The organism is Halobacteriovorax sp. RT-2-4 (assembly GCF_047085445.1).
Taxonomy (GTDB): Bacteria; Bdellovibrionota; Bacteriovoracia; order Bacteriovoracales; family Bacteriovoracaceae; genus Halobacteriovorax_A.
This window is the reverse complement of sequence record NZ_JBKIXY010000002.1, coordinates 409,616-428,332: the sequence shown is the minus strand read 5'-3', so window position 1 is coordinate 428,332 and position 18,717 is coordinate 409,616. Positions and strand designations below refer to the sequence as shown.

16 protein-coding genes are annotated in these 18,717 nt (G+C 35.9%); 12 read left to right on the top strand and 4 right to left on the bottom strand.

Going from position 1 to position 18,717, the window contains the following annotated elements:
• Positions 1–78: 78 nt before the first annotated feature.
• The 7 genes from ACMAYL_RS12440 to ACMAYL_RS12410 are packed head-to-tail and all read left to right on the top strand — an operon-like array spanning position 79 to position 6,775.
• Positions 79–1,293 (top strand): DUF1295 domain-containing protein, encoded by a 1,215-nt coding sequence (locus tag ACMAYL_RS12440; RefSeq protein ID WP_412471159.1) that lies wholly within the window; start codon positions 79–81, stop codon positions 1,291–1,293.
• Positions 1,293–2,531: an NAD(P)/FAD-dependent oxidoreductase gene (locus ACMAYL_RS12435; RefSeq protein ID WP_412463244.1), complete on the top strand. Its 1,239-nt coding sequence runs from the start codon at positions 1,293–1,295 to the stop codon at positions 2,529–2,531. The genes ACMAYL_RS12440 and ACMAYL_RS12435 overlap by 1 nt, the downstream gene beginning before the upstream one ends.
• Positions 2,528–3,313, top strand: coding sequence for a DUF1365 domain-containing protein (locus tag ACMAYL_RS12430; RefSeq protein ID WP_103218213.1), 786 nt, complete (start codon positions 2,528–2,530; stop codon positions 3,311–3,313). Before ACMAYL_RS12435 ends, ACMAYL_RS12430 begins: the two co-directional genes overlap by 4 nt.
• A 2-nt stretch (positions 3,314–3,315) precedes the next feature.
• Positions 3,316–4,572 (top strand): SAM-dependent methyltransferase, encoded by a 1,257-nt coding sequence (locus tag ACMAYL_RS12425; RefSeq protein WP_103218212.1) that lies wholly within the window; start codon positions 3,316–3,318, stop codon positions 4,570–4,572.
• 9 nt (positions 4,573–4,581) lie between these two features.
• Positions 4,582–5,601, top strand: coding sequence for an SAM-dependent methyltransferase (locus ACMAYL_RS12420; RefSeq protein WP_103218211.1), 1,020 nt, complete (start codon positions 4,582–4,584; stop codon positions 5,599–5,601).
• Positions 5,602–5,622: 21 nt separating this feature from the next.
• Positions 5,623–6,315, top strand: coding sequence for a fatty acid desaturase (locus tag ACMAYL_RS12415; RefSeq protein WP_103218210.1), 693 nt, complete (start codon positions 5,623–5,625; stop codon positions 6,313–6,315).
• Positions 6,308–6,775 (top strand): chalcone isomerase family protein, encoded by a 468-nt coding sequence (locus ACMAYL_RS12410; protein ID WP_392992712.1) that lies wholly within the window; start codon positions 6,308–6,310, stop codon positions 6,773–6,775. Before ACMAYL_RS12415 ends, ACMAYL_RS12410 begins: the two co-directional genes overlap by 8 nt.
• On the opposite strand, the gene ACMAYL_RS12405 is transcribed toward ACMAYL_RS12410, so the two are convergent.
• Complete coding sequence (locus ACMAYL_RS12405; RefSeq protein WP_412471158.1) at positions 6,776–9,760, bottom strand: hypothetical protein; 2,985 nt, start codon at positions 9,758–9,760, stop codon at positions 6,776–6,778. It lies immediately after the preceding gene.
• A gap of 118 nt (positions 9,761–9,878) precedes the next feature.
• Here ACMAYL_RS12405 and ACMAYL_RS12400 point away from each other — a divergent pair, with 118 nt between their 5' ends.
• The 4 genes from ACMAYL_RS12400 to ACMAYL_RS12385 all read left to right on the top strand — a co-directional run bounded on the left by ACMAYL_RS12400 (position 9,879) and on the right by ACMAYL_RS12385 (position 15,060).
• Complete coding sequence (locus tag ACMAYL_RS12400; RefSeq protein ID WP_412471157.1) at positions 9,879–10,472, top strand: class I SAM-dependent DNA methyltransferase; 594 nt, start codon at positions 9,879–9,881, stop codon at positions 10,470–10,472.
• A 5-nt stretch (positions 10,473–10,477) separates the two neighbouring features.
• Complete coding sequence (gene mtnP, locus ACMAYL_RS12395; protein ID WP_103218206.1) at positions 10,478–11,314, top strand: S-methyl-5'-thioadenosine phosphorylase; 837 nt, start codon at positions 10,478–10,480, stop codon at positions 11,312–11,314.
• A gap of 91 nt (positions 11,315–11,405) precedes the next feature.
• Positions 11,406–13,697 carry a PEP/pyruvate-binding domain-containing protein gene (locus tag ACMAYL_RS12390; protein ID WP_412471156.1) on the top strand — a complete coding sequence of 764 codons (2,292 nt, stop codon included), beginning with the start codon at positions 11,406–11,408 and terminating at the stop codon, positions 13,695–13,697.
• Positions 13,651–15,060: a PQQ-binding-like beta-propeller repeat protein gene (locus ACMAYL_RS12385; RefSeq protein ID WP_412471155.1), complete on the top strand. Its 1,410-nt coding sequence runs from the start codon at positions 13,651–13,653 to the stop codon at positions 15,058–15,060. The genes ACMAYL_RS12390 and ACMAYL_RS12385 overlap by 47 nt, the downstream gene beginning before the upstream one ends.
• Positions 15,061–15,083: 23 nt before the next feature.
• Here ACMAYL_RS12385 and ACMAYL_RS12380 read toward each other — a convergent pair whose 3' ends face one another.
• Both ACMAYL_RS12380 and ACMAYL_RS12375 read right to left on the bottom strand, forming a co-directional pair.
• Positions 15,084–15,587, bottom strand: a complete 504-nt coding sequence (locus ACMAYL_RS12380; RefSeq protein ID WP_412463238.1) for a hypothetical protein — start codon at positions 15,585–15,587, stop codon at positions 15,084–15,086.
• Positions 15,588–15,714: 127 nt separating this feature from the next.
• Complete coding sequence (locus ACMAYL_RS12375) at positions 15,715–16,494, bottom strand: TIGR02147 family protein (RefSeq protein ID WP_412463237.1); 780 nt, start codon at positions 16,492–16,494, stop codon at positions 15,715–15,717.
• 173 nt (positions 16,495–16,667) lie between these two features.
• Between ACMAYL_RS12375 and ACMAYL_RS12370 the strand changes: the two genes are divergently transcribed.
• Positions 16,668–17,666, top strand: coding sequence for a hypothetical protein (locus tag ACMAYL_RS12370; protein ID WP_412471154.1), 999 nt, complete (start codon positions 16,668–16,670; stop codon positions 17,664–17,666).
• Here the strand turns inward: ACMAYL_RS12370 and ACMAYL_RS12365 are convergent.
• Complete coding sequence (locus tag ACMAYL_RS12365; RefSeq protein ID WP_412471153.1) at positions 17,663–18,649, bottom strand: hypothetical protein; 987 nt, start codon at positions 18,647–18,649, stop codon at positions 17,663–17,665. The genes ACMAYL_RS12370 and ACMAYL_RS12365 overlap by 4 nt on opposite strands.
• Positions 18,650–18,717: the final 68 nt, after the last annotated feature.

Here is an 18,717-nt window from a genome sequence, read left to right as displayed (position 1 = left end):
GGATCGACCGTGTTTGAACTAATCATGCTTATTCTATTTTTAGTGCTTCTATATTTCACGATAGGGTGGTTCATTTCTTTGAATATTAAAATATTCTCATATTTAGACTTTTACTGGAGCTCAAGTTTTCTGATCGTTGTTGGCACACTATTATTTTCTCGACCGCAATTAGCAGAATCGGCCAATGCTCTAATACTATGTCTACTTTATACATTTTGGTCTCTTCGCTTAAGTTCACATTTATTTCAAAGAATTAGAAAAACGGGGGAAGATAGCCGCTATTTAAATTTAAAGAAAAAGTGGAAGGTCATGTATGGTGTCTATCTCTATGGACTCTTTGTCGCAGAGGGCGTTTTAACAGTGATCTTATCGGCTCCTCTGTTTCTTTTAGGGCCAGGGGAGATTACAATTTTTAATCTTGTGGCAATACTTCTTTTTGCTGGCGCTCTTATTGGAGAGCTAATAGCAGATGGCCAACTAAAACGTTTTGTATCCAATAAGGATAATAAAGGTAAAGTTTGTGATATCGGATTATGGAAGTACTCTCGTCATCCGAATTACTTCTTTGAAACATTAATCTGGTTATCGTATGGGATTTATGGACTAGATCTGAGCCGCCCCATCTCTCTTGTCGGCTTCGTCCCATATATTATCATGCTCTACCTAATTACTTGTGTAACAGGGGTTCCTCCAGCGGAGGAGTCGTCATTAAAGACTAAAGGTGAACGTTATCGAGATTATCAATTAAGAACAAATCGCTTCTTAATATGGTTTCCAAAGAAAGTCGTAAAAGTAGCCTTAATCGTTTGTTTAATTGGAGGAGTTACAGTGAAGGAATTAAGAGCACAAGATCTAAATACTCAAAGTCAACAAGCACAGAGAATTGAAAAGGTATTTAATGAGCTAAGAGCAGATAATATTGATATTCTTGATGGCTTTTATGCCCAAAAAACTCTCTTCATTGACCCAATAGGAGAGCATAGAGGGCTTAAAGAGGTAAAGGCTTACTATCAGGGAATTTATCAGGGAGTTGAAGACATTCGTTTCGAATTTTCTGAAATTATTTCAAATGGTAATCATCATGTTGCAGTTTGGAAGATGATTCTAACTACTCCTAATTTGAATTCTGGCAAACCAGTTATCTTACATGGAAACTCTGTTATTAAATTTAATGATGATGGACTAGTTAGTTATCATCGAGACTATTTTGATATGGGTGAATTTATCTATCAGCATATACCAGTACTAGGTTCACTTATAAAGTACATCAAAAATAGGCTAAAGGGGCAGTAATGAGAATTGCAATTATTGGCTCTGGTATTTCTGGGCTTACATGTGCCTATAAACTTTCGAAAAAGCACGATATAACGCTATTTGAGGCCAATGATTATCTTGGTGGTCACACTCATACACATGAAATTGATTATGAAGGAGAAGAGTTTAGAATAGATACCGGCTTTATTGTTTTTAATAAGAAGACTTATCCTAATTTCTTGCGCCTAATGGAAGAGCTTGATGTCGCTTATAAGCCTACAACCATGAGCTTTAGTGTTCATTGCGACAAGACTGGGCTGGAATATAATGGAACGACACTAAATACTTTATTTGCTCAAAGAAGAAATCTCTTCAGACCTTGGTTTTATTCGATGATTAATGGAATTATTGACTTTAATAAGAAGGCCAAGGAATTCTTGTCTAATGATTCTGGCGATATTTCCCTTTCTCATTTCTTTGAAACAAGAGGTGTAAAGAAGAGTGTCATTGAATATTATATCGTACCAATGATGGCCGCCGTGTGGTCGACTGACCCTATTGATGTTTGGCGCTTTCCTGCAAAATTTGTTTTACGTTTCTTTGAAAACCATGGTTTTTTAGAAGTTGATGATAGACCTCAATGGTATGTCATTGATGGTGGCTCAAATTCTTATATAAAGAAAATGCTGGCCCATTTTAAGGATTCAGTAAGGCTAAACACTCCAGTGAAAAGTATTACTCGTGAGCAAGGTCAAGTAATTATTGAAACCAATATAGGACGTGAAAGCTTCGATCAAGTTATCATTGCAACACATTCTGATACAGCATTAAAGTTATTAGCTGATCCTTCAGAGAAAGAAGCTGAGTTACTTTCTGCAATTCCTTATGTTGCGAATCCAACATTCTTGCATACTGACGACAGTTTTCTACCTAAGAGATCTCTTGCTGTAGCGGCATGGAACTATCAATTACCTGTTGAAAAGTCTGTTGGCTCCACTGTGACTTACAATATGAATATTCTACAAGGAATAAATTTTCATAAGAATTTCAATGTTACCTTAAATCCATATCGACCAATTAAGAATGAAGCAATTCTAAAAGAACTAAATTATATGCACCCCTTATTTACTCTCGACGGGATGAGGGCGCAGGCCAAATGGCACGAGATTAGTGGGCATAATCGCACACATTATTGTGGTGCCTATTGGAGAAATGGATTCCATGAAGATGGTGTCTTTAGTGCATTAAGAGTTATCGAGAAATTGGAGGAGTTATGAACTCATGTCTTTATCAAGGCAGTGTCGTGCATTCTCGCTCCTTACCAAAGAAACATTACTTTAAATATAATCTTTTTCTCGTTTATTTAGATCTAGATGAGATTGAAAACTTTTTTTCTATGTCACGCTTTTGGTCATATCTTAAACGTAACCTTTGCTATTTTAAAAGAAGTGACTATCACGGTGATACAAGTAAGGACCTTAAGGACGAAGTATTAAATACTGTTGCAAAACATCTAGGGCGCAACACTGATGGCCCAGTTAGAATGTTGACTAGCCTAAGGTACTTTGGCCATTGCTTTAATCCTGTAACATTCTACTACTGCTTTAATAAGAACAATGAGATTGAAGCGATCATGGCCGAGATTGAAAATACTCCATGGGGTGAAAGGTTTTGCTATGTTGTGGATGCAAGAAAAAGTCTTTCCGTAAATGACATTGAAGCTGCTTTCAAGAAAGAATTTCATGTCTCACCATTTTTTCCAATGTCTCTTGCATATCAGTGGAGTTTTTCTCTTCCTAGTGAAGTTTTGAAAATCAAAATGGATACATTTGATAAGGATGAAAGTGTTTTCTTCGCAAGCATGAATCTTAAGAAAGTACAGGCATCAAAAAAATCTCTCAATAGAATGTTACTAAAATTTCCATTTATGACAGTGAAGGTAGTTTTAGGAATATATTTTCAAGCATTCAAGTTGTGGGTAAAAGGAATTCCTTTTTATGATCACCCAAATCCAGATAGTCGAAGAAGTCTATTTTCACAAGCGAATATAAAGGAGTAGTTATGAAACCAGATATAAAAACAATAGAGAAATCACAATTGCTCAATAAGGATCAAAGGCCAGGTATTCTTCTTAGAACTCTTCGAGATGGGATTATAAAGAAATTGGCCTTACTAGAAAATGTTCGTCTAACGATATATGTTGGCGATGAAAAACATATCCTAGGTCGAGGAGAGCAACGAATTAGTGCTGAAATGATCATTCATGACCAAACTTTCTTCACAGATATTTTTATCAAAGGCTCAATTGGAGCAGCAGAATCCTATATCTTAAAGAAGTGGGATACACCGAATTTAAGTAATGTCATGAGAGCTTTTGCTATTAATAAGACACTTTTAAGTGAAATGGATGCAGGGTTTGTAAACCTTTTAAAGCCTGCTCGTTTTATTGAGTATTGGCAAAACAGAAATACAATTGATGGTTCAAAAAAGAATATTGAGGCCCATTATGATTTACCTGACGAATTATTTAAGCACTTTCTCGATGACTCGATGATGTATTCAAGTGCAATTTTTGCAAATGAAAATTCAACGCTAGAAGAGGCCCAGCAGTATAAGCTTAAAACTATCGGTGAAAGACTCAATATTAGAGCAGGTGATCATATTCTTGAAATTGGTACGGGTTGGGGTGCACTTGCCATTCATCTGGCCCAAGCATATGACTGCCATGTAACAACAACAACGATTTCGGAAAATCAATATATTGAAGCAGAAAGAAGGATTAAAGCAGCAGGTCTTGAGGATCGAATTACACTTTTAAAAAAGGATTATCGTCTCTTAGAAGGTAAGTATGATCGAGTTGTTTCTATTGAGATGATTGAAGCAGTTGGTGAGAAGTTCTTGAACACTTATATTCAAAAAATATCAGATGTATTAAAGGAAGATGGTCTTGCCCTTTTACAAATTATTACGATTAATGACCAAGAATATGATCGTGCAGTGAAAGAATTAGATTTTATTAAGAAATTTATTTTTCCTGGAAGCTTTATACCTTCAATTCATGCGGTCTTAGGTTCTGCAAAGAAAGTAACTGATTTACGTTTATACTCTCAAATTGACTTTGCTCAGGATTATGTACGAACACTTGAAGAATGGCAAAATCGTTTTAATCACGAAACTTATAAAATTCCAAAGCTCGGTGAGGATGAACAATTTAAAAGACTTTGGAACTTTTATTTTTCATATTGCATTGGCGGATTTAGTGAAAGGGCCATTGGTGTTTCTCACTTAGTATTTGGAAAACCACTATACAGATCTTAGGAGGATAAGATGTCTATATTAATGAATGCCGCAGAAAGAGGTTATATACCTGATCCATTAATTAGAATGGGGATTAGAAAGCTCATTAAGCAAAGAAAGGATGAGATTAATAAAAATTTAGAATTTCACAAGTCTGGAATTATAAATGACTTTAATAAATCACTAATTGCCGAGGACGTTGATAAAGCAAATGAACAACATTATGAGCTACCTCCTGAATTTTTTAAATTAGTTCTAGGTGCTAATCTTAAGTACTCAAGTGCATTATTTGATAATGGAATAACATCACTTGATGAGGCAGAGAGTGCGATGCTTGAAAAGTATTGTGAAAGAGCGCAAATTGTCGATGGAATGGATATTCTGGAGCTTGGTTGTGGGTGGGGTTCTCTGAGTCTTTTTCTTGCAAGAAAATTTCCAAACTCAAAAATTACAGCTATCTCAAATTCAAATGGACAAAGAGAGTTTATTGAAGAGCGTATTAAAGAGCGTTCATTAAATAATTTAGAGATTAAAACTTGCGACATAAATGATTTTAATATCGAAAATAAGTTTGATCGAATTGTCTCAATTGAAATGTTCGAACATATGAGAAATTATAATTCGTTATTTAAGAAAGTCGCGTCCTGGCTAAAAGATGACGGAAGATTATTTATCCATATCTTCTGTCATAAAGATGCTTCTTATTTCTTTGAAACACAAGGTGAAGACAATTGGATGGGCCGCTACTTCTTTACTGGTGGTGTTATGCCAAGTTTTGATCTTTTTGAAAAGGTTCAGGATAGCTTTAAATTAGTTGAAAAATGGAAAGTTAATGGCGCTAATTATCAAGAAACTTCTGAGCAGTGGTTTCTGAATATGGAAAAAAAGCGCAGTGAAATTATGAAAGTCATGGCCAATACATACGGTGAAGATCAGGCAAATATTTGGTTTCATCGTTGGAAAATTTTCTTTGCTTCATGCGCGGAGCTTTTTGGTTATGACAATGGTGAAGAGTGGTTTGTAGGACACTTCCTATTTGAAAAGAAGTAGTCGAATTCGACGGAGAAAGTAATGGTTTTTGCAATAAGCTTTTTAGTTATACATTGGTACTTATCGCTGTTTTGTCAGTCTTTCTATTTACATCGCTATATTTCGCATGGCCTTTGTAAGCTAACTCCTGCATGGGATAAGTTTTTCTTAATCTTGACGATTCTCTCGCAAGGTCCAAGCTTTCTTCGTCCACAGCATTACCGTACATTGCATTTAAATCATCACAAGCATTCAGATGTAGTTGGAGACCCGCATTCTCCTGTTGTTAGTAAAAATATTATCTCTATGATGTTACAAACTTATAGAGAGTACATGAGCGCAGAGACACAAGAAGAGAGGTATCCTAGTGTTGTTGCTATTGCCGATTCCGTATTCGTCAGGTTGCTCTTTGTCGTGTTATATGCGCTCATGTATTTATTATTCACTGATTCATATTGGTATCTATTACTTGTTCCTATCCATAGCTTTTTAGGTCCTATTCATGGTGCTATTGTGAACTGGTGTGGTCATAAATATGGCTATCGTAATCATGATCTCGATGATCATTCAAAGAATACACTTATAATTGATTTTCTTATGATGGGGGAGCTGTATCAAAATAATCATCATGCAAACGAGCATAGCTTGAATTTTGCAGATAAGAAATTTGAGTTTGATTTCACTTTTATTGCTCTTAAGTTTTTGAAAAAGGCAAAGGTGGTGAGCTATGAATAGATTAATTAGTAAACTTTTATTGCTTGGAGTTCTTTCCTTGTATGCAAGTGCTGTCAGTAATGATTTACGCTTAGTTGGGAAAGGCGTACTTTCCTATTTTGTTTGGGATGTCTATGAGGTGTCTTATTTAACAAGTGTTGATAAAAAGGTAGAGCTAATAAAGATTAAGTATTTGCGAGACATTGATAAGTCTTTATCTCAAAAGGGGTGGAGAGAATCTTTAAAGAACTACAAAGATGTTGATAAGCAACTTAAGGATCTTGTCGAAAGTAGTGTCGATGTAACAGAAGGGGATATTATATCTATCTATAAGATTAATGGTGACGATGTAATTATTAAAAAAAATGAAAAAGTTATTCTAGAGAAAAAAGATGATAAGAAACTTTATTCATTGGCCCACGCTCCATGGATTGGTGAATATCCTGTGGATTCAGATTTAAAGAGAGACCTCCTAAAGTAATTATATCCAGGCCAAGGCACCTGCACTATAGTTACTCGTTTTCTTCTGTGTTTCTCTATCTAGGTCTTTATTTACCTTCTCAACAGAGTCGTTCAATGCTTTTTGGATGAGGAGTTGTTCTTGTCTTGTAAATTCAAGTCGCTCTTTTACACCTATAATAAGATCTATTTTTCCCTTATTGATTTGAGATGGCATTTTAGTAGCTATCGTAAGGTTCTTAAGCTTTGAGTGAGGAATTTTTCCATCTCCAATACCTGTTAAAATCTTTCTAAGATGCTTTTCAACTAATTCACCGTGGACGGCCAAATTTGTACGTTCACTTTGTTTCACACCTGATGGAATAAAGCTTAGTCGATATTGCGATGGATTTTCTTGGGCAGAAAACCGACTAACAAGTGCAATCTCATCCTTAGCTGTTAGTTGTTTTGAAGGTATCATGACACAATCGTCACCACTGCAAGCGTCAAAATATTCAATTTGTCTTTCATCTAAGACATCTTTTACGATTTGGTTAAATTTAGTTTTAATCTGATCAAATGTAGCTGTAACCTGTTGTTCACCTGCTCTCGTTGCTTTAATGATATCCCTAGGGGATTGGTTTTCAGTTCTCAATATATCAAGTGCAACTTGACGTATATTTCTTGCACCCATTCCTGTGATATCACCTGACATGCCACCAAAACTTGCTGCGTTTAGGTTTGCGTTTACTCGTTGCTTTAACCAAAGTCCAGGAGTTAAAGAATCGAGATTTCTGATGTAATTCATAAGATCTTGGCCATCTTGGATTGATAGCTTGCTTCCAAAGCGACGATTGAGTTCATTTGCCAGTGTTTCGCCATGGCCATTTAGTGGACCAGTTATTTTTCTTGCAACCTCAAATACTTCAAGTGTTGGAATATAGTTTTGTGATTGCCCAACCTTCTCAATAAGTCCTACTCTAGATAGTGGATGGTTTGTATTGAGTTTAGTATTGTACTTAGTGATATTTTTAACTTCTTCCTCTATTGTGAATTTTACTTTTTGAAAATTTGCAATCTGTCCTGAACGATCTATTGAGCGACTTCTCTTTGCTGCCTGTCCTGCTTCGTCTGCAGTTTCTCCAATGCCGGCCTGAAACCAACCCCTTATGTTTTCATTTGCTGGTATTCCTTCCATTGTCTTTACCATGTTGGCAAATTCACTATTTGCTTCTTGGTAGACGCTATTTAATTCTTTAGTTAGTTGTGCTTTAATATCACTTGATAGTTCTTTTGGTGCAAATGCAAAACGCATCGACTTGAAGTCCGAATATACTTCAATATCAATATTTGGGTACTTCTTTAAAAGCTCATTTATTTTAGTCGCAACAATAGTTTTATGTGCATTTGTTAGAGCTGTGACAAGACTTTTATCTCCAATCGTATCATTAAGTCTTTTAAGTGCTGAATTTTCAATATCTAAATAGAGAGATGCATTTGTTGCGCTGGCATTTTTAATCCAACGTCCGTTCAGCTCTACTCCTGTAAGGACATAGTTTTCATACTTTGTGATAAAGTCTGTCTTAGATGTTATTTTATAACTTGGGTCATTAAATACAGACTGACGATAGAGGTCTCTTTTCCTTATTCCATTTAAGTCATAATCGATACCTGTGCCTGAAGGAGTGTAGCGAATTGCTTTTGTTGCAACTTTTACGCCGCTACCTACGAGTTCTCCTGTTACTGAAAGAGGGGCAAGTAGAAGGGTGAAATCTCTTTCAAATTTTCGATCTTCATAATGTCTGGCGGTTGTTAAACCTGAATTGAATGCTAATGCCGCATCTTCATAACGATTTTGCGCAATACTTATCCCAATCGTTTCGGAAGCAATACCAACTCCAATAATACATCCAACACCGGCCGTGAAGGCACAAATTCCACCGCCTATTAAGGCAGCACCAGCAAGAGCAAGATCTGTTTTTATCTCATTGAAGTCTTCTTGATCCTTCAAGTCTTGCGAAATATCGCACAAAACTTTCGTCGCACCACGATTTTTTATAAATGAGTTTAGGATATTATCATTTCGAATTAACGTTACATCATCCTCTTTATCTTGTTGTGTAAGCTTATCAATTGATTGTTTCGTTTGCTCACTCAACTTTGAAATTACTTTTGTAACTTCATTAAGTATCTCTTTGTTGTCTTCGTTACCTCTAAGATCGATATGTGCGAGTATTGGGTTTTTTGCTAATTTTTCGTGATATTCACTTTTTAATTGATCACGGTACTTTGACATTTTATTTTTCACTGCTTTAGTGAGTTTATTTTGATGAAAGGACTCACAAGTGTATCGCCCCTTTGAGGGGATAAAGCGATATGAAGTAGGAGATATTTGTTCAATACACTTATTCTTATCAGCATTTTCTTTGAACCAGCTTTGTGTAAAGTGATATTTTATCGCGTTTGCTTCTTCTTCAATTTTTAATTTCTCGTCTTTAGTAAGAGATTTCAAATCTTTATTTTGAAACTTATGCTTTATTGAAGCATTATAAAGTGTTGGCATCATCCCTTGATAATTAGGTGGTGGAACCATCATGGACATGGTTGCTCTTAGTTTTGGAATTTCCGTTCTAATTGTCTTAAGTATTGTCTCTCTAATCTTAAGACATTCCGGACGAGAATTATGTAAGCATTCTCTTAGTTTCTCTAAGTATGATTTGTTTCTCTTTAGCTCACTAATGGTATATTCTTTAAGTTCACTTAGAATGTTGTCTTCATAAATACTTCTTTCTATTGCACTTGCAGTCTTAGACAGTGAGGTTAAATTATCAAAGTAATTGATACGTCCATTTTCGCATCCAATATAGTATTCATCGTTATGATTATTTGAAGTGATTCTTTGGCAGGCCGCTATTTCATATTCTTGGTGAGACTCTATGGACGAGCTACTTTGCACTGAAGTATTTATTGTAATAATACCTGTAAATAGCAGTAAGAGCCTCATCCTCATGTCCATATTATCGACCATTTATGTTTTTTTTCTTAGCTTTATCTTAAGGTGAACAGGATGAAAAAATATGACTTTTAACATGTTTTTTGATTAGATATTATAACGTTTAGAAATTAGTCATTTATGGAGAAAAAATATGTCACATTTTAATCATGCAGCCAACACTTGGGACTCTGAAGATAAGATTGCCCTAATGCAAACACTTGCAGAGAAAACTAGAGAACGTCTGAAACTGACTCAAAAAGTTGACCTTCTTGACTTTGGTTGTGGAACTGGTCTCTTTGGTCTTGAGTTCATTGATAATGCAAAAAGTATTACAGGTGTTGATACTTCGACAGGAATGTTAGAGGTATTTGATAAAAAATCGAGTGACTTTGATCATATTAATTCGATTAATATTGATTTAGAAAATCAAGAGCTTGATAAAAAATTTGATCTAATTATTAGCTCAATGACATTTCATCATCTCGATTCGCCAGCAAAAATGACTGCAAAACTTGCTGCCATGTTAAATGAAGGTGGTCAGATGGCCATCGTTGATCTTGAATCAGAAGATGGAAGCTTTCATCCAGACCCTAAAGGGATGGGTGTCAAACATTTCGGATTTTCTAATGATGAAATCGTTTCATGGGCAGATAAAGCAAATCTAAATGTAAAGATCGAAACAATTAATTCACGTACAAAGAACGGTCGTGAGTACAATCAATTCTTAGCAGTGTTTTATAAGTAGGTAATATGAAAATAGGTGTAATTGGTGGAAGTGGTGTTTATGATCTTGACCTTATGGAACAAGTCGAATCATTAAATATTGAAACTCCTTTTGGCATGCCAAGTAGTCATGTTGATCATTTGAGAATCAATGGGAGTGAATTCTACTTTATTACACGCCATGGGAAAGGACATCATATTAGTCCTTCTGATATTAATTATCGTGCAAATATTTACGCGCTAAAATCACTTGGCGTTACACATGTTATTTCTATATCTGCAGTAGGTTCTTTAAAAGAAGAAGTTGCTCCTGGTGACTTCTTTCTTCCTGATCAATTCATTGATTGGACTAAAGGACTACGTAAAAGGTCTTTCTTTGAAAATGGTATTGTGGGGCATGTTTCTGTTGCTGGGCCAATTGAAATGGGGCTTGTTGAGCGAATTAAAACATTAGCAGATAAGATCGAAACAAAATTTCACTTTGGTGGAAGCTATATTTGTATTGAAGGGCCACAATATTCATCACGAGCAGAGTCTGAGCTTTTTCGCAGCTTTGGTGCAAGTGTTATCGGCATGACGAATGTTCCTGAAAGCTATCTTGCAAAGGAAGCAGGGATGGCGTACGCAACAGTTGCTCTTGTGACGGACTATGATTGCTGGAAAGATGAGGCATGTTCTCTTGAGGAGATCACAAATGTCATTAATAAGAATGTCTCGAATGTTAAAGAATTGTTAATTCATTTAATACCGAGCTTAGTTAATGATGAAGTTAAGTTTGAGAGATCCAATGAGAATGCCATCGTAACTGAACCGTCTTTTTGGCCTAAGGATTCAACAGATATAATTAAGACGCTAATTTCCTGATTTTTGGCATTTTATGTGACAAAAGGTGACGATTGTCATGTAATGACTGTCTCGTAAACGATATAAATTTATCAAGAAGAGGAAGGCGTTTATGTTGTATTATTTTAAGGATCTCCCTGAAGAGAAGAAAGAAGTTGGCGGCAAGGCCTATATGCTAGCAATGATGGCCCAAATGGGGATTGTTGTTCCTAATGGGATTATCTTAGACGCTCTACCAACTAAAGAAGAATTAGCTGAAATTTTTAGCTTTGCTCGCGATGGAGAATACTCACTTGCTGTCAGAAGTTCAGCAACAGGTGAAGATTCAAAAGAGAATAGTTTTGCAGGTCAAAACTCAACTTTCTTATATGTGAATAACGATACAGATCTTGAGCACGCAATTGAAAATTGTTTCAATTCTATTCATAAAGAGTCCTCAAAAGCTTATCGAAAACATTTTTTAGGATCTGATAAAGAAGTTCCTATGAATGTTGTTGTTCAGCGTATGATTGACCCTTCATATTCAGGTGTCTACTTTTCTAAAGATCCAAGAGGTAAGTATAAAACTTGGATGCTTGAATATATTGATGGAGTCGGTGAGGACCTAGTTTCTGGTAAACGTACTCCAATTATTCTAAGTGAAGAAGATTCACAGAGTGAACATATCACTCAAGATCAAGTAAAAGAGATTGTTGCTTTCGCTAATCTTGTGGAAGATAAATATCAAGATGACTTTGATATTGAATGGGCAATTGATAAAGCAGGTAAGGTTTATCTTTTGCAAGCGAGGCCAATTACTGCCAAGGCTTCAATTACAAATCTTAAAAAACTGGCCCATGATGAACTTGAAAGACTATCTCACTCATTTTCTGATGATACAGTATGGGATGGACAAACTTTTGCAGAATGGACTGTTTCTCCTACGACTTTAACTACTCAGATATGGTCAGAGTCATTTAAAAAAGATCAAGCCTTTGATAAGGCCCTTCGTAAATTAGGCTATGTTGGCTTTAAAGGTAATGAATCCATTATGGATGAAGTCTTTGGACGAAATTATATCAATCTGAGCAAACTTGGGCAGATGTACTTTGGACCTATTCCTTATTCGATTGAACCAATGCCAAGGCCACACTTAAAGTTTCATTTCTCAAAAATAACTCCAAAGGTTCTTTTTAGCACACCACAAACAATGTGGCGTATGCTCAAGGTTGGACTCTCGATTAATACTCATCGTCAGGAAGTTATTGATCAAGCTTCAAAAGAGCTGCTGGAGATTACAACAATTTCAAAGCGACCGAATGATCCTTCAATCTATAAAGACTGGAGTGAGGAAGATATTAATGGCCGTCTTTCTAAAGAGATTACAATTTTCAGTAATCGAACTTTAGAGTGGCCGTACATTTTAATATCGCTAACTGAAACAACAATTCAAACATTGATTTCTCTTCTTAAAAGTATTTATTCTGAGCAAGAAGCAGATCAAATGATTAAGAAGTGGTCTGGAGCGGGAATCAATTCTGAAACATACAATATGGGGCTTTACTTCAAAAAAGCTTGTGCAAAGCCTAATGTCAGACCCCTTTTTCTTGCTCGCTACGGCCATCGTGGACCAGGTGAATTAGATTTAAGTGCTAAGCGCTGGTCAGAAATAGGTGATGATGCATTTTATGATTATCCCTTAGAAAAATATGTACAGGATAAAAACTCTCACTCCTTTATTGATGTTGAAGCAGAAATTATGGGGATGAGGTCTTTTAAGAAGACTCTTATCTTAGAAGAATGGAAAATTTTAAAGCAATTACTTGAGCTTAGAGAGAAGTGGAAGATGGCCATTCTAAGACCTTATGCTCATATACGCTTTCTTGCTCTTGAAAAGGCAAGAAGGATTAATTTAGAAGATGAAAATGATATTTTCTTTCTTACTAAAGAAGAAATATTAAGTTTTGAATCATCAATGCTTGAGCTAATTAAAGAAAGAAAAGAGCGAGCAGCATTATTTAAGAACTTTAATTTTTCAACTGTTACTTCTTTGCAAGAAATTAAGGCCGTCATTGATGGCAAAGAAGATAGTAGCTCAAATGATCTCATTGGTGAGGGGCTCTCTTCTGGTGTTGTTAGAGGAAAGATCGTGGTGGTTAGTAACCCTGCAAGTTGGAAAGAAATTGATTGGCCTCAAAATGCAATTGTTGTGGCCCAGTCAACAGACCCTGGCTGGACTCCTGTTTTTACTAAGGCCAGTGGAATAATAGTTGAGCGTGGAGGAGTTTTATCTCATTGTGCAATTGTTGCCAGAGAGATGGGGATTCCTGCGGTTAGTGGAATTAAACAGTGTCATTTAAAATTTAAAGGTGGAGAAGATGTTTTCGTTGATGGAAATACTGGATCAATTAAACTCATGCAATAGTTTATGTAGCGACTTTAGTTACTCAATTGTTCCTACTGTTTTATTACCTCTTGCTTTCCTAAGTACTGGTATCACTGTCGTTGCAACATTTATTGCAGGTCTTTTTGGTATTAAGTTAAAGGCCGAGGGCCCTAAGAAGTTACTTGAGGTCTTACTAAAACCAAAGATTCTAATCTCTGCTATGATCTTTAACGTTCTTATTTATGGTGGGATGGAAGCATATCAATACTTAAAGCATGGCCCTGTGCCTCTTTTTGTGCAGGAGTTGGTGAATAAAGATACTAGTTTTTCAAAAGCTCCTTTAAAAGCACAGGAAGGAATGATTTGGCAACAAAGTGTCGAAGAAGGAATTTTTGCTTCTGGTGTTGTAGTTGGTGATGAGTTATTTGTTGGCTCAAAAGAGGGAAATCTCTTTGTCATTGATATTAATTCTGGTGCTATTAAAAATAAGATTTTCTTTGGGAAGTTTCTGTCTCCAACTCCAGTCTATTATAAAGGATACCTATATTTTGGAGAAGGTCTTCACGCTTCTCATCATATGAGGGTTTATAAATTTGATCCTATTGCTAAGAAAGTAGTGGGTTCTTTTCAAACTAAAGGTCACACTGAAATTTTTCCTGTTATTACAGAAATTGATGGGAAGGATTACCTCTTTCAATCTGCTGGTGGTGACGGTCTTTATGCAATTGATCCAAATTCAATGGAGCTAATCTGGCAATACAAAGGTGGACACATGGATGCCTTTGTTCTTGTGAAGGATAATGCAGTCTATGTAGCAAGTGGAGTTCCTGAAGAGGTTATTGGTAAAGCAAGACCTTATGCTTACAAACTAGATGTAAAGTCTGGAAAGCTTTTATGGAAAGAGGAACTACCACTTTCAAGTTGGTATGGGCCAGTGGCCACAAGAGATAATATCTGTTTTATTCAGGGGGAGCTTCACGTTAAGTCTGAACTAGGTGGACTTGTCTGTTTAAATTCTATTGGCCAACAAGTTAGTTCTATCAGTATCGATTCTCCTGTCATTGGTAAGCCAATTGTTTTTGATGACCTTATTGTCTTTAATGACTTTGATGGAAGAGTCTATGCGTGGAATAGCATTACTTCTAAACTAGAGTGGAAGTACGCCAGTCGTGAGAAGAAAATTGGCTACAACTATTCGTCAGTTAAGTATGACGGTGAAAAGCTTATTTTCTCTGATCGCAAGGGTAAAATTTCTTATCTTGGCCTAAATGACGGGAAAGTGATTAATTCCATTGAGTTTGGGGATGAAAGTGTTTTTGCGGATTCTCTGATTCTCGACCAAGGTCATTTGATCTTTGGAATGAAGGGTAGTATCAAATATTATAAGAATACAGTTAATTAGAAGAGGGCCTTAGAGGCCCTTTTTTATTTGATCTCACATTTTGGAATCGATTTTTTGAAATTTCTAAATACTTTATTACAAATTGATTTTCTGTACTGATTTTTAAATAAGCTTACTTCAGTACTTGTTGTTACTTCCTTAGAGATCACTTTATAATTATTTTTATAAAGCTCCACACTCATACGGCATAAGTGGTCATCTGAGCTTTCACCTCTAAGATCTCCGGAGATGATTTGGTAAGTAGCACGATAAAAGAAAGCTAGGGCCTTTTGATCATTAGCATTTTGATGAACATATGGATGATCATGATAAGTTCCGATGCTCATTTGATCGACAACATTATATCCCTTACTTTCAAAAGCTTGTCTAAATTTATCAAAGTAATCTTTTGGCATATCATAATTTGCAAATGTTCCGTAATAAGGACCTTTTGCCATCACAACATTACAAGTTTCATGTTTGATTTTTCCGGCAGCAAATGATTGGATCGATAGGATTAATGTTGCAATTAAAATTAAAGTTTTCATGTTGTTCTCCTTTTGTTTTTTGCCAATGTAATCGAAAGGAGGACTGCGCTCAATATGAGCAGGGGCCAATGTGTTGACCCTCGATTGTCATCATATAAATACTACAGCTTTTAATAATTTTAAGGAGTTATTTCTTCTTTTTCCCACTGAGCGGAAAAAGTGAAAGACTTAACTGATAGATTGAATCATATTCATTTGTGTCTTCTAGAAAATCACAAAGCTTACGCCTGAAGTCCCTAATCAGCACCTTTGCCTCTTCAATTTTTTTCTTATTAGTTGCCATCATCATTGATGATTGCTCACGAAACTCGGGAGTGACTTCGTCAATGGCAAGCTTTGCAAGATCAAGAATACGACGTTGTGATTCTTTGTTGGCCATATTGATATCTTCATCACTAAGAGCATGAGTAGAGCTTCCTTCCGTAAGATCTAGCCAATCACCATCATCACGAACTTCTAACAACTTTGCTTCAACAAGGTCATCAATTAGGCTTTGTGCATACTCTTCAGTCGTATGGAGCTCTCCCGCAATCCACTTTGCTGTTGGATCGAAGCCTTTAACTTTCATTAGCTCGAGGATAGCGTAATACTGCCAATTCTTTATGACCTCTTGGTGAATCATATCGACACGAGTATATTCTTCTTTTGGATTTTTTAGGCGAAATGACTTTATAACCTCTTTAGATCTTACTTCTTTTTTAATCTTAGAAAGCTCTTCTTCTGTAATTCCCAGTAGCTTAGCTCTTGATTCAATGAAGGCATCCGGAATTTCACGTTTACCATTTAAGTATTTAGAAAGAAGACCTGGGTCCATATCGAGGTAATTAGCAAAGGAGCGCATTGAAAAGCGTTTATTCTTTGATTTCTTTTCTTCAAGTATTTTTGTGAGTAATTCTAAATAATCCATTAGCTATAAGTATGAGGCATCTTTGAAGGAAGTTCCAGATAAAGTTATCGTCACAAAATCTATAATAAAAGTCTGTGAAATCAGTAACTTGGCGTTTGCTTAAGATATGGACACCATGGAGATATTTTACATAAGGGCCTAATATTTCTTAGTTGGCCGATATGATTTAGCTTATGAAAATGAAACTTATTATTTTATCGATTCTTCTAACTCAGATGCTTTCTGCTTCAGCAAACGAAAAGGCAAAACAAATTCGTGCAAGTCTAAGGGTTGCAAGGCCTGAGATTAATTTAGAAGAAACAAAGATTAATAAGAGCTTTCTATTAAAGAAAAATATCGAAGAAAGAATTCAAGTTTTAGAGATATTAAAAGATCGTCCAGAAGATTTTAATATTGACGAAAATATTCTTGATCAGGCATTGCGCCTTGGAAGAGAAGGAAATGGTGGTGATGATATCGCAGCTGAATTCTTTGAAATTGGAGCGAAGCTTCGTGATCAAATTGAAGGGCAACAGGCACTTCTTTTCTCAAAGCATAGTATCTTTGATGATATCAATCTTGATCTATTGGATTTAATTGTTGAAAAGACGGCAGTCTTCTCTGTGAATTATAAACTTTGCTCAAGGGCCGGTGATTACCGTTGTCGTAATGAGCGTGGCTTTGTTGCAAAGAACTTTCCTGAGACCTTAGAAATTCACGTTAATCAACAACGTTGGGAGTCACTTAATGATCATGAAAAGTTAAAGATCGTTTTTCATGAATACTTAGGTCTATTAGGGCTTGAAGAAGGAACTTATAATCTAAGCTCTCTTCTCGTTGTCGATGCAAAAGAGCAATCATCTTTCAATAATGTATCTTGTTCTTTTTCATATATTGATCAGTTAAATCGTCTCCACTCAGGTGCCGCTTCTGGTGTAAAGCATAGCATTCTCTCTGGTGGAGTTCCTTTGATGATGGGAAATCATTTCAATTATATGATCTCTTATGTCATCTCAACTGGGTACCTTCGCATTGAATTAAGAGAAGGAAAGCCCTTCGCAAACTCAGTAATGCCTAAGTTTGAAGTAGAACCTATTCTTCCTGAAGTTATCGTTTTTGATGGAGCTGTAGAAGGGCGTAAGTCAATTGAGTTTGATAAAGGTAAACTTGTTATAAGCTGTACTGGTGTTTAATTGTAGAGACAAGACATAAGCTTCTTTAGATTATTCTTTGTCGAGTTCTGTAGTGGCCCAAAATGATTGTATGACCAACCTGCATAGAAGTGAGGAGTGACACATCTTTCACTTGCGCCCTTAAGTTTTCCACCTTCTTGATTTTGTGGATGAGTGAATCTTTTTTCTGAAGTATTTAATTGTACTGAAAATGCTTCAATGACTTTATGAACTCCACAATAAGCATTGAAATGCTGAGTAGTGGAACCGAAAGCATTAATCAACGCATCTTTCTTTTTATTCTTTATCTGACAACTTTCATTTGAATAATAATGATTCCATGAATCCACACAAGGTTTTATATTTCCACCATAGTTTGGCGTGAATTGATAGAGGCCAATATTTAAACGACTCACTTTTGGCTGCCATTTATCGTAATAGAATTTTACCCCTTGAGGTCTTTTGTAATTTTTTGGAGCATATTTCTTTGCGAGTTTCTCACTCGCAGCGAAGTCCGCTGTCGTTAAACTTTCAGTGTAAGCAAGGCAGCCAAAGAATTTTCCCCATAGCTGTTGAAGCTCTTCGCGATCTTCTTGCTCTCTAAGCTCATTATGTTCACGAGCAAAACGATTGGCCAATTCAATCGTCATCTCATCTGGTATATTCTTAATCGTCTTTGATAGAGATTCTTTTGTTACGGGACATAGCGGATGACTTAAAAGTCCGACTCGCTCTTGATCTTCCATCTTTGTAGGCATCTTATAAATACTGCTTACGTGAAGAAACGTTGATCTCTTTGATGATAAGTCCTTTATGAAATAGTGGAGAGTCTCACCAAAGGAGTTTTGGTTTTCTAATTGAGTGTGACACTTATCGATTTGAAACTCAGACTGATTTCGAACTTTAGTTAATTCATTACTTTGAAAGTAAGTATCAACTTCATCAACAAAAGAATTTGTTGCCAACGAGAAGGTTGAGATAAGCAGTGCTAATAATATTTTCATCTATAAGGACAATAGTAAATATTTAACAAATCGAATAGTATTTTAATAATTGCCTGTAATAGCTCTAC

Excerpts from the sequence above, each read along its gene's own strand:
- ACMAYL_RS12410 (WP_392992712.1), top strand. The coding sequence starts at position 6,308 with ATGAATAGATTAATTAGTAAACTTTTATTGCTTGGAGTTCTTTCCTTG.
- ACMAYL_RS12420 (WP_103218211.1), top strand. The coding sequence starts at position 4,582 with ATGTCTATATTAATGAATGCCGCAGAAAGAGGTTATATACCTGATCCA.
- ACMAYL_RS12415 (WP_103218210.1), top strand. The coding sequence starts at position 5,623 with ATGGTTTTTGCAATAAGCTTTTTAGTTATACATTGGTACTTATCGCTG.
- ACMAYL_RS12405 (WP_412471158.1), bottom strand. The coding sequence starts at position 9,760 with ATGGTCGATAATATGGACATGAGGATGAGGCTCTTACTGCTATTTACA.
- ACMAYL_RS12390 (WP_412471156.1), top strand. The coding sequence starts at position 11,406 with ATGTTGTATTATTTTAAGGATCTCCCTGAAGAGAAGAAAGAAGTTGGC.
- ACMAYL_RS12385 (WP_412471155.1), top strand. The coding sequence starts at position 13,651 with ATGTTTTCGTTGATGGAAATACTGGATCAATTAAACTCATGCAATAGT.
- ACMAYL_RS12400 (WP_412471157.1), top strand. The coding sequence starts at position 9,879 with ATGTCACATTTTAATCATGCAGCCAACACTTGGGACTCTGAAGATAAG.
- mtnP (WP_103218206.1), top strand. The coding sequence starts at position 10,478 with ATGAAAATAGGTGTAATTGGTGGAAGTGGTGTTTATGATCTTGACCTT.
- ACMAYL_RS12435 (WP_412463244.1), top strand. The coding sequence starts at position 1,293 with ATGAGAATTGCAATTATTGGCTCTGGTATTTCTGGGCTTACATGTGCC.
- ACMAYL_RS12375 (WP_412463237.1), bottom strand. The coding sequence starts at position 16,494 with ATGGATTATTTAGAATTACTCACAAAAATACTTGAAGAAAAGAAATCA.
- ACMAYL_RS12425 (WP_103218212.1), top strand. The coding sequence starts at position 3,316 with ATGAAACCAGATATAAAAACAATAGAGAAATCACAATTGCTCAATAAG.
- ACMAYL_RS12380 (WP_412463238.1), bottom strand. The coding sequence starts at position 15,587 with ATGAAAACTTTAATTTTAATTGCAACATTAATCCTATCGATCCAATCA.
- ACMAYL_RS12370 (WP_412471154.1), top strand. The coding sequence starts at position 16,668 with ATGAAAATGAAACTTATTATTTTATCGATTCTTCTAACTCAGATGCTT.
- ACMAYL_RS12365 (WP_412471153.1), bottom strand. The coding sequence starts at position 18,649 with ATGAAAATATTATTAGCACTGCTTATCTCAACCTTCTCGTTGGCAACA.
- ACMAYL_RS12430 (WP_103218213.1), top strand. The coding sequence starts at position 2,528 with ATGAACTCATGTCTTTATCAAGGCAGTGTCGTGCATTCTCGCTCCTTA.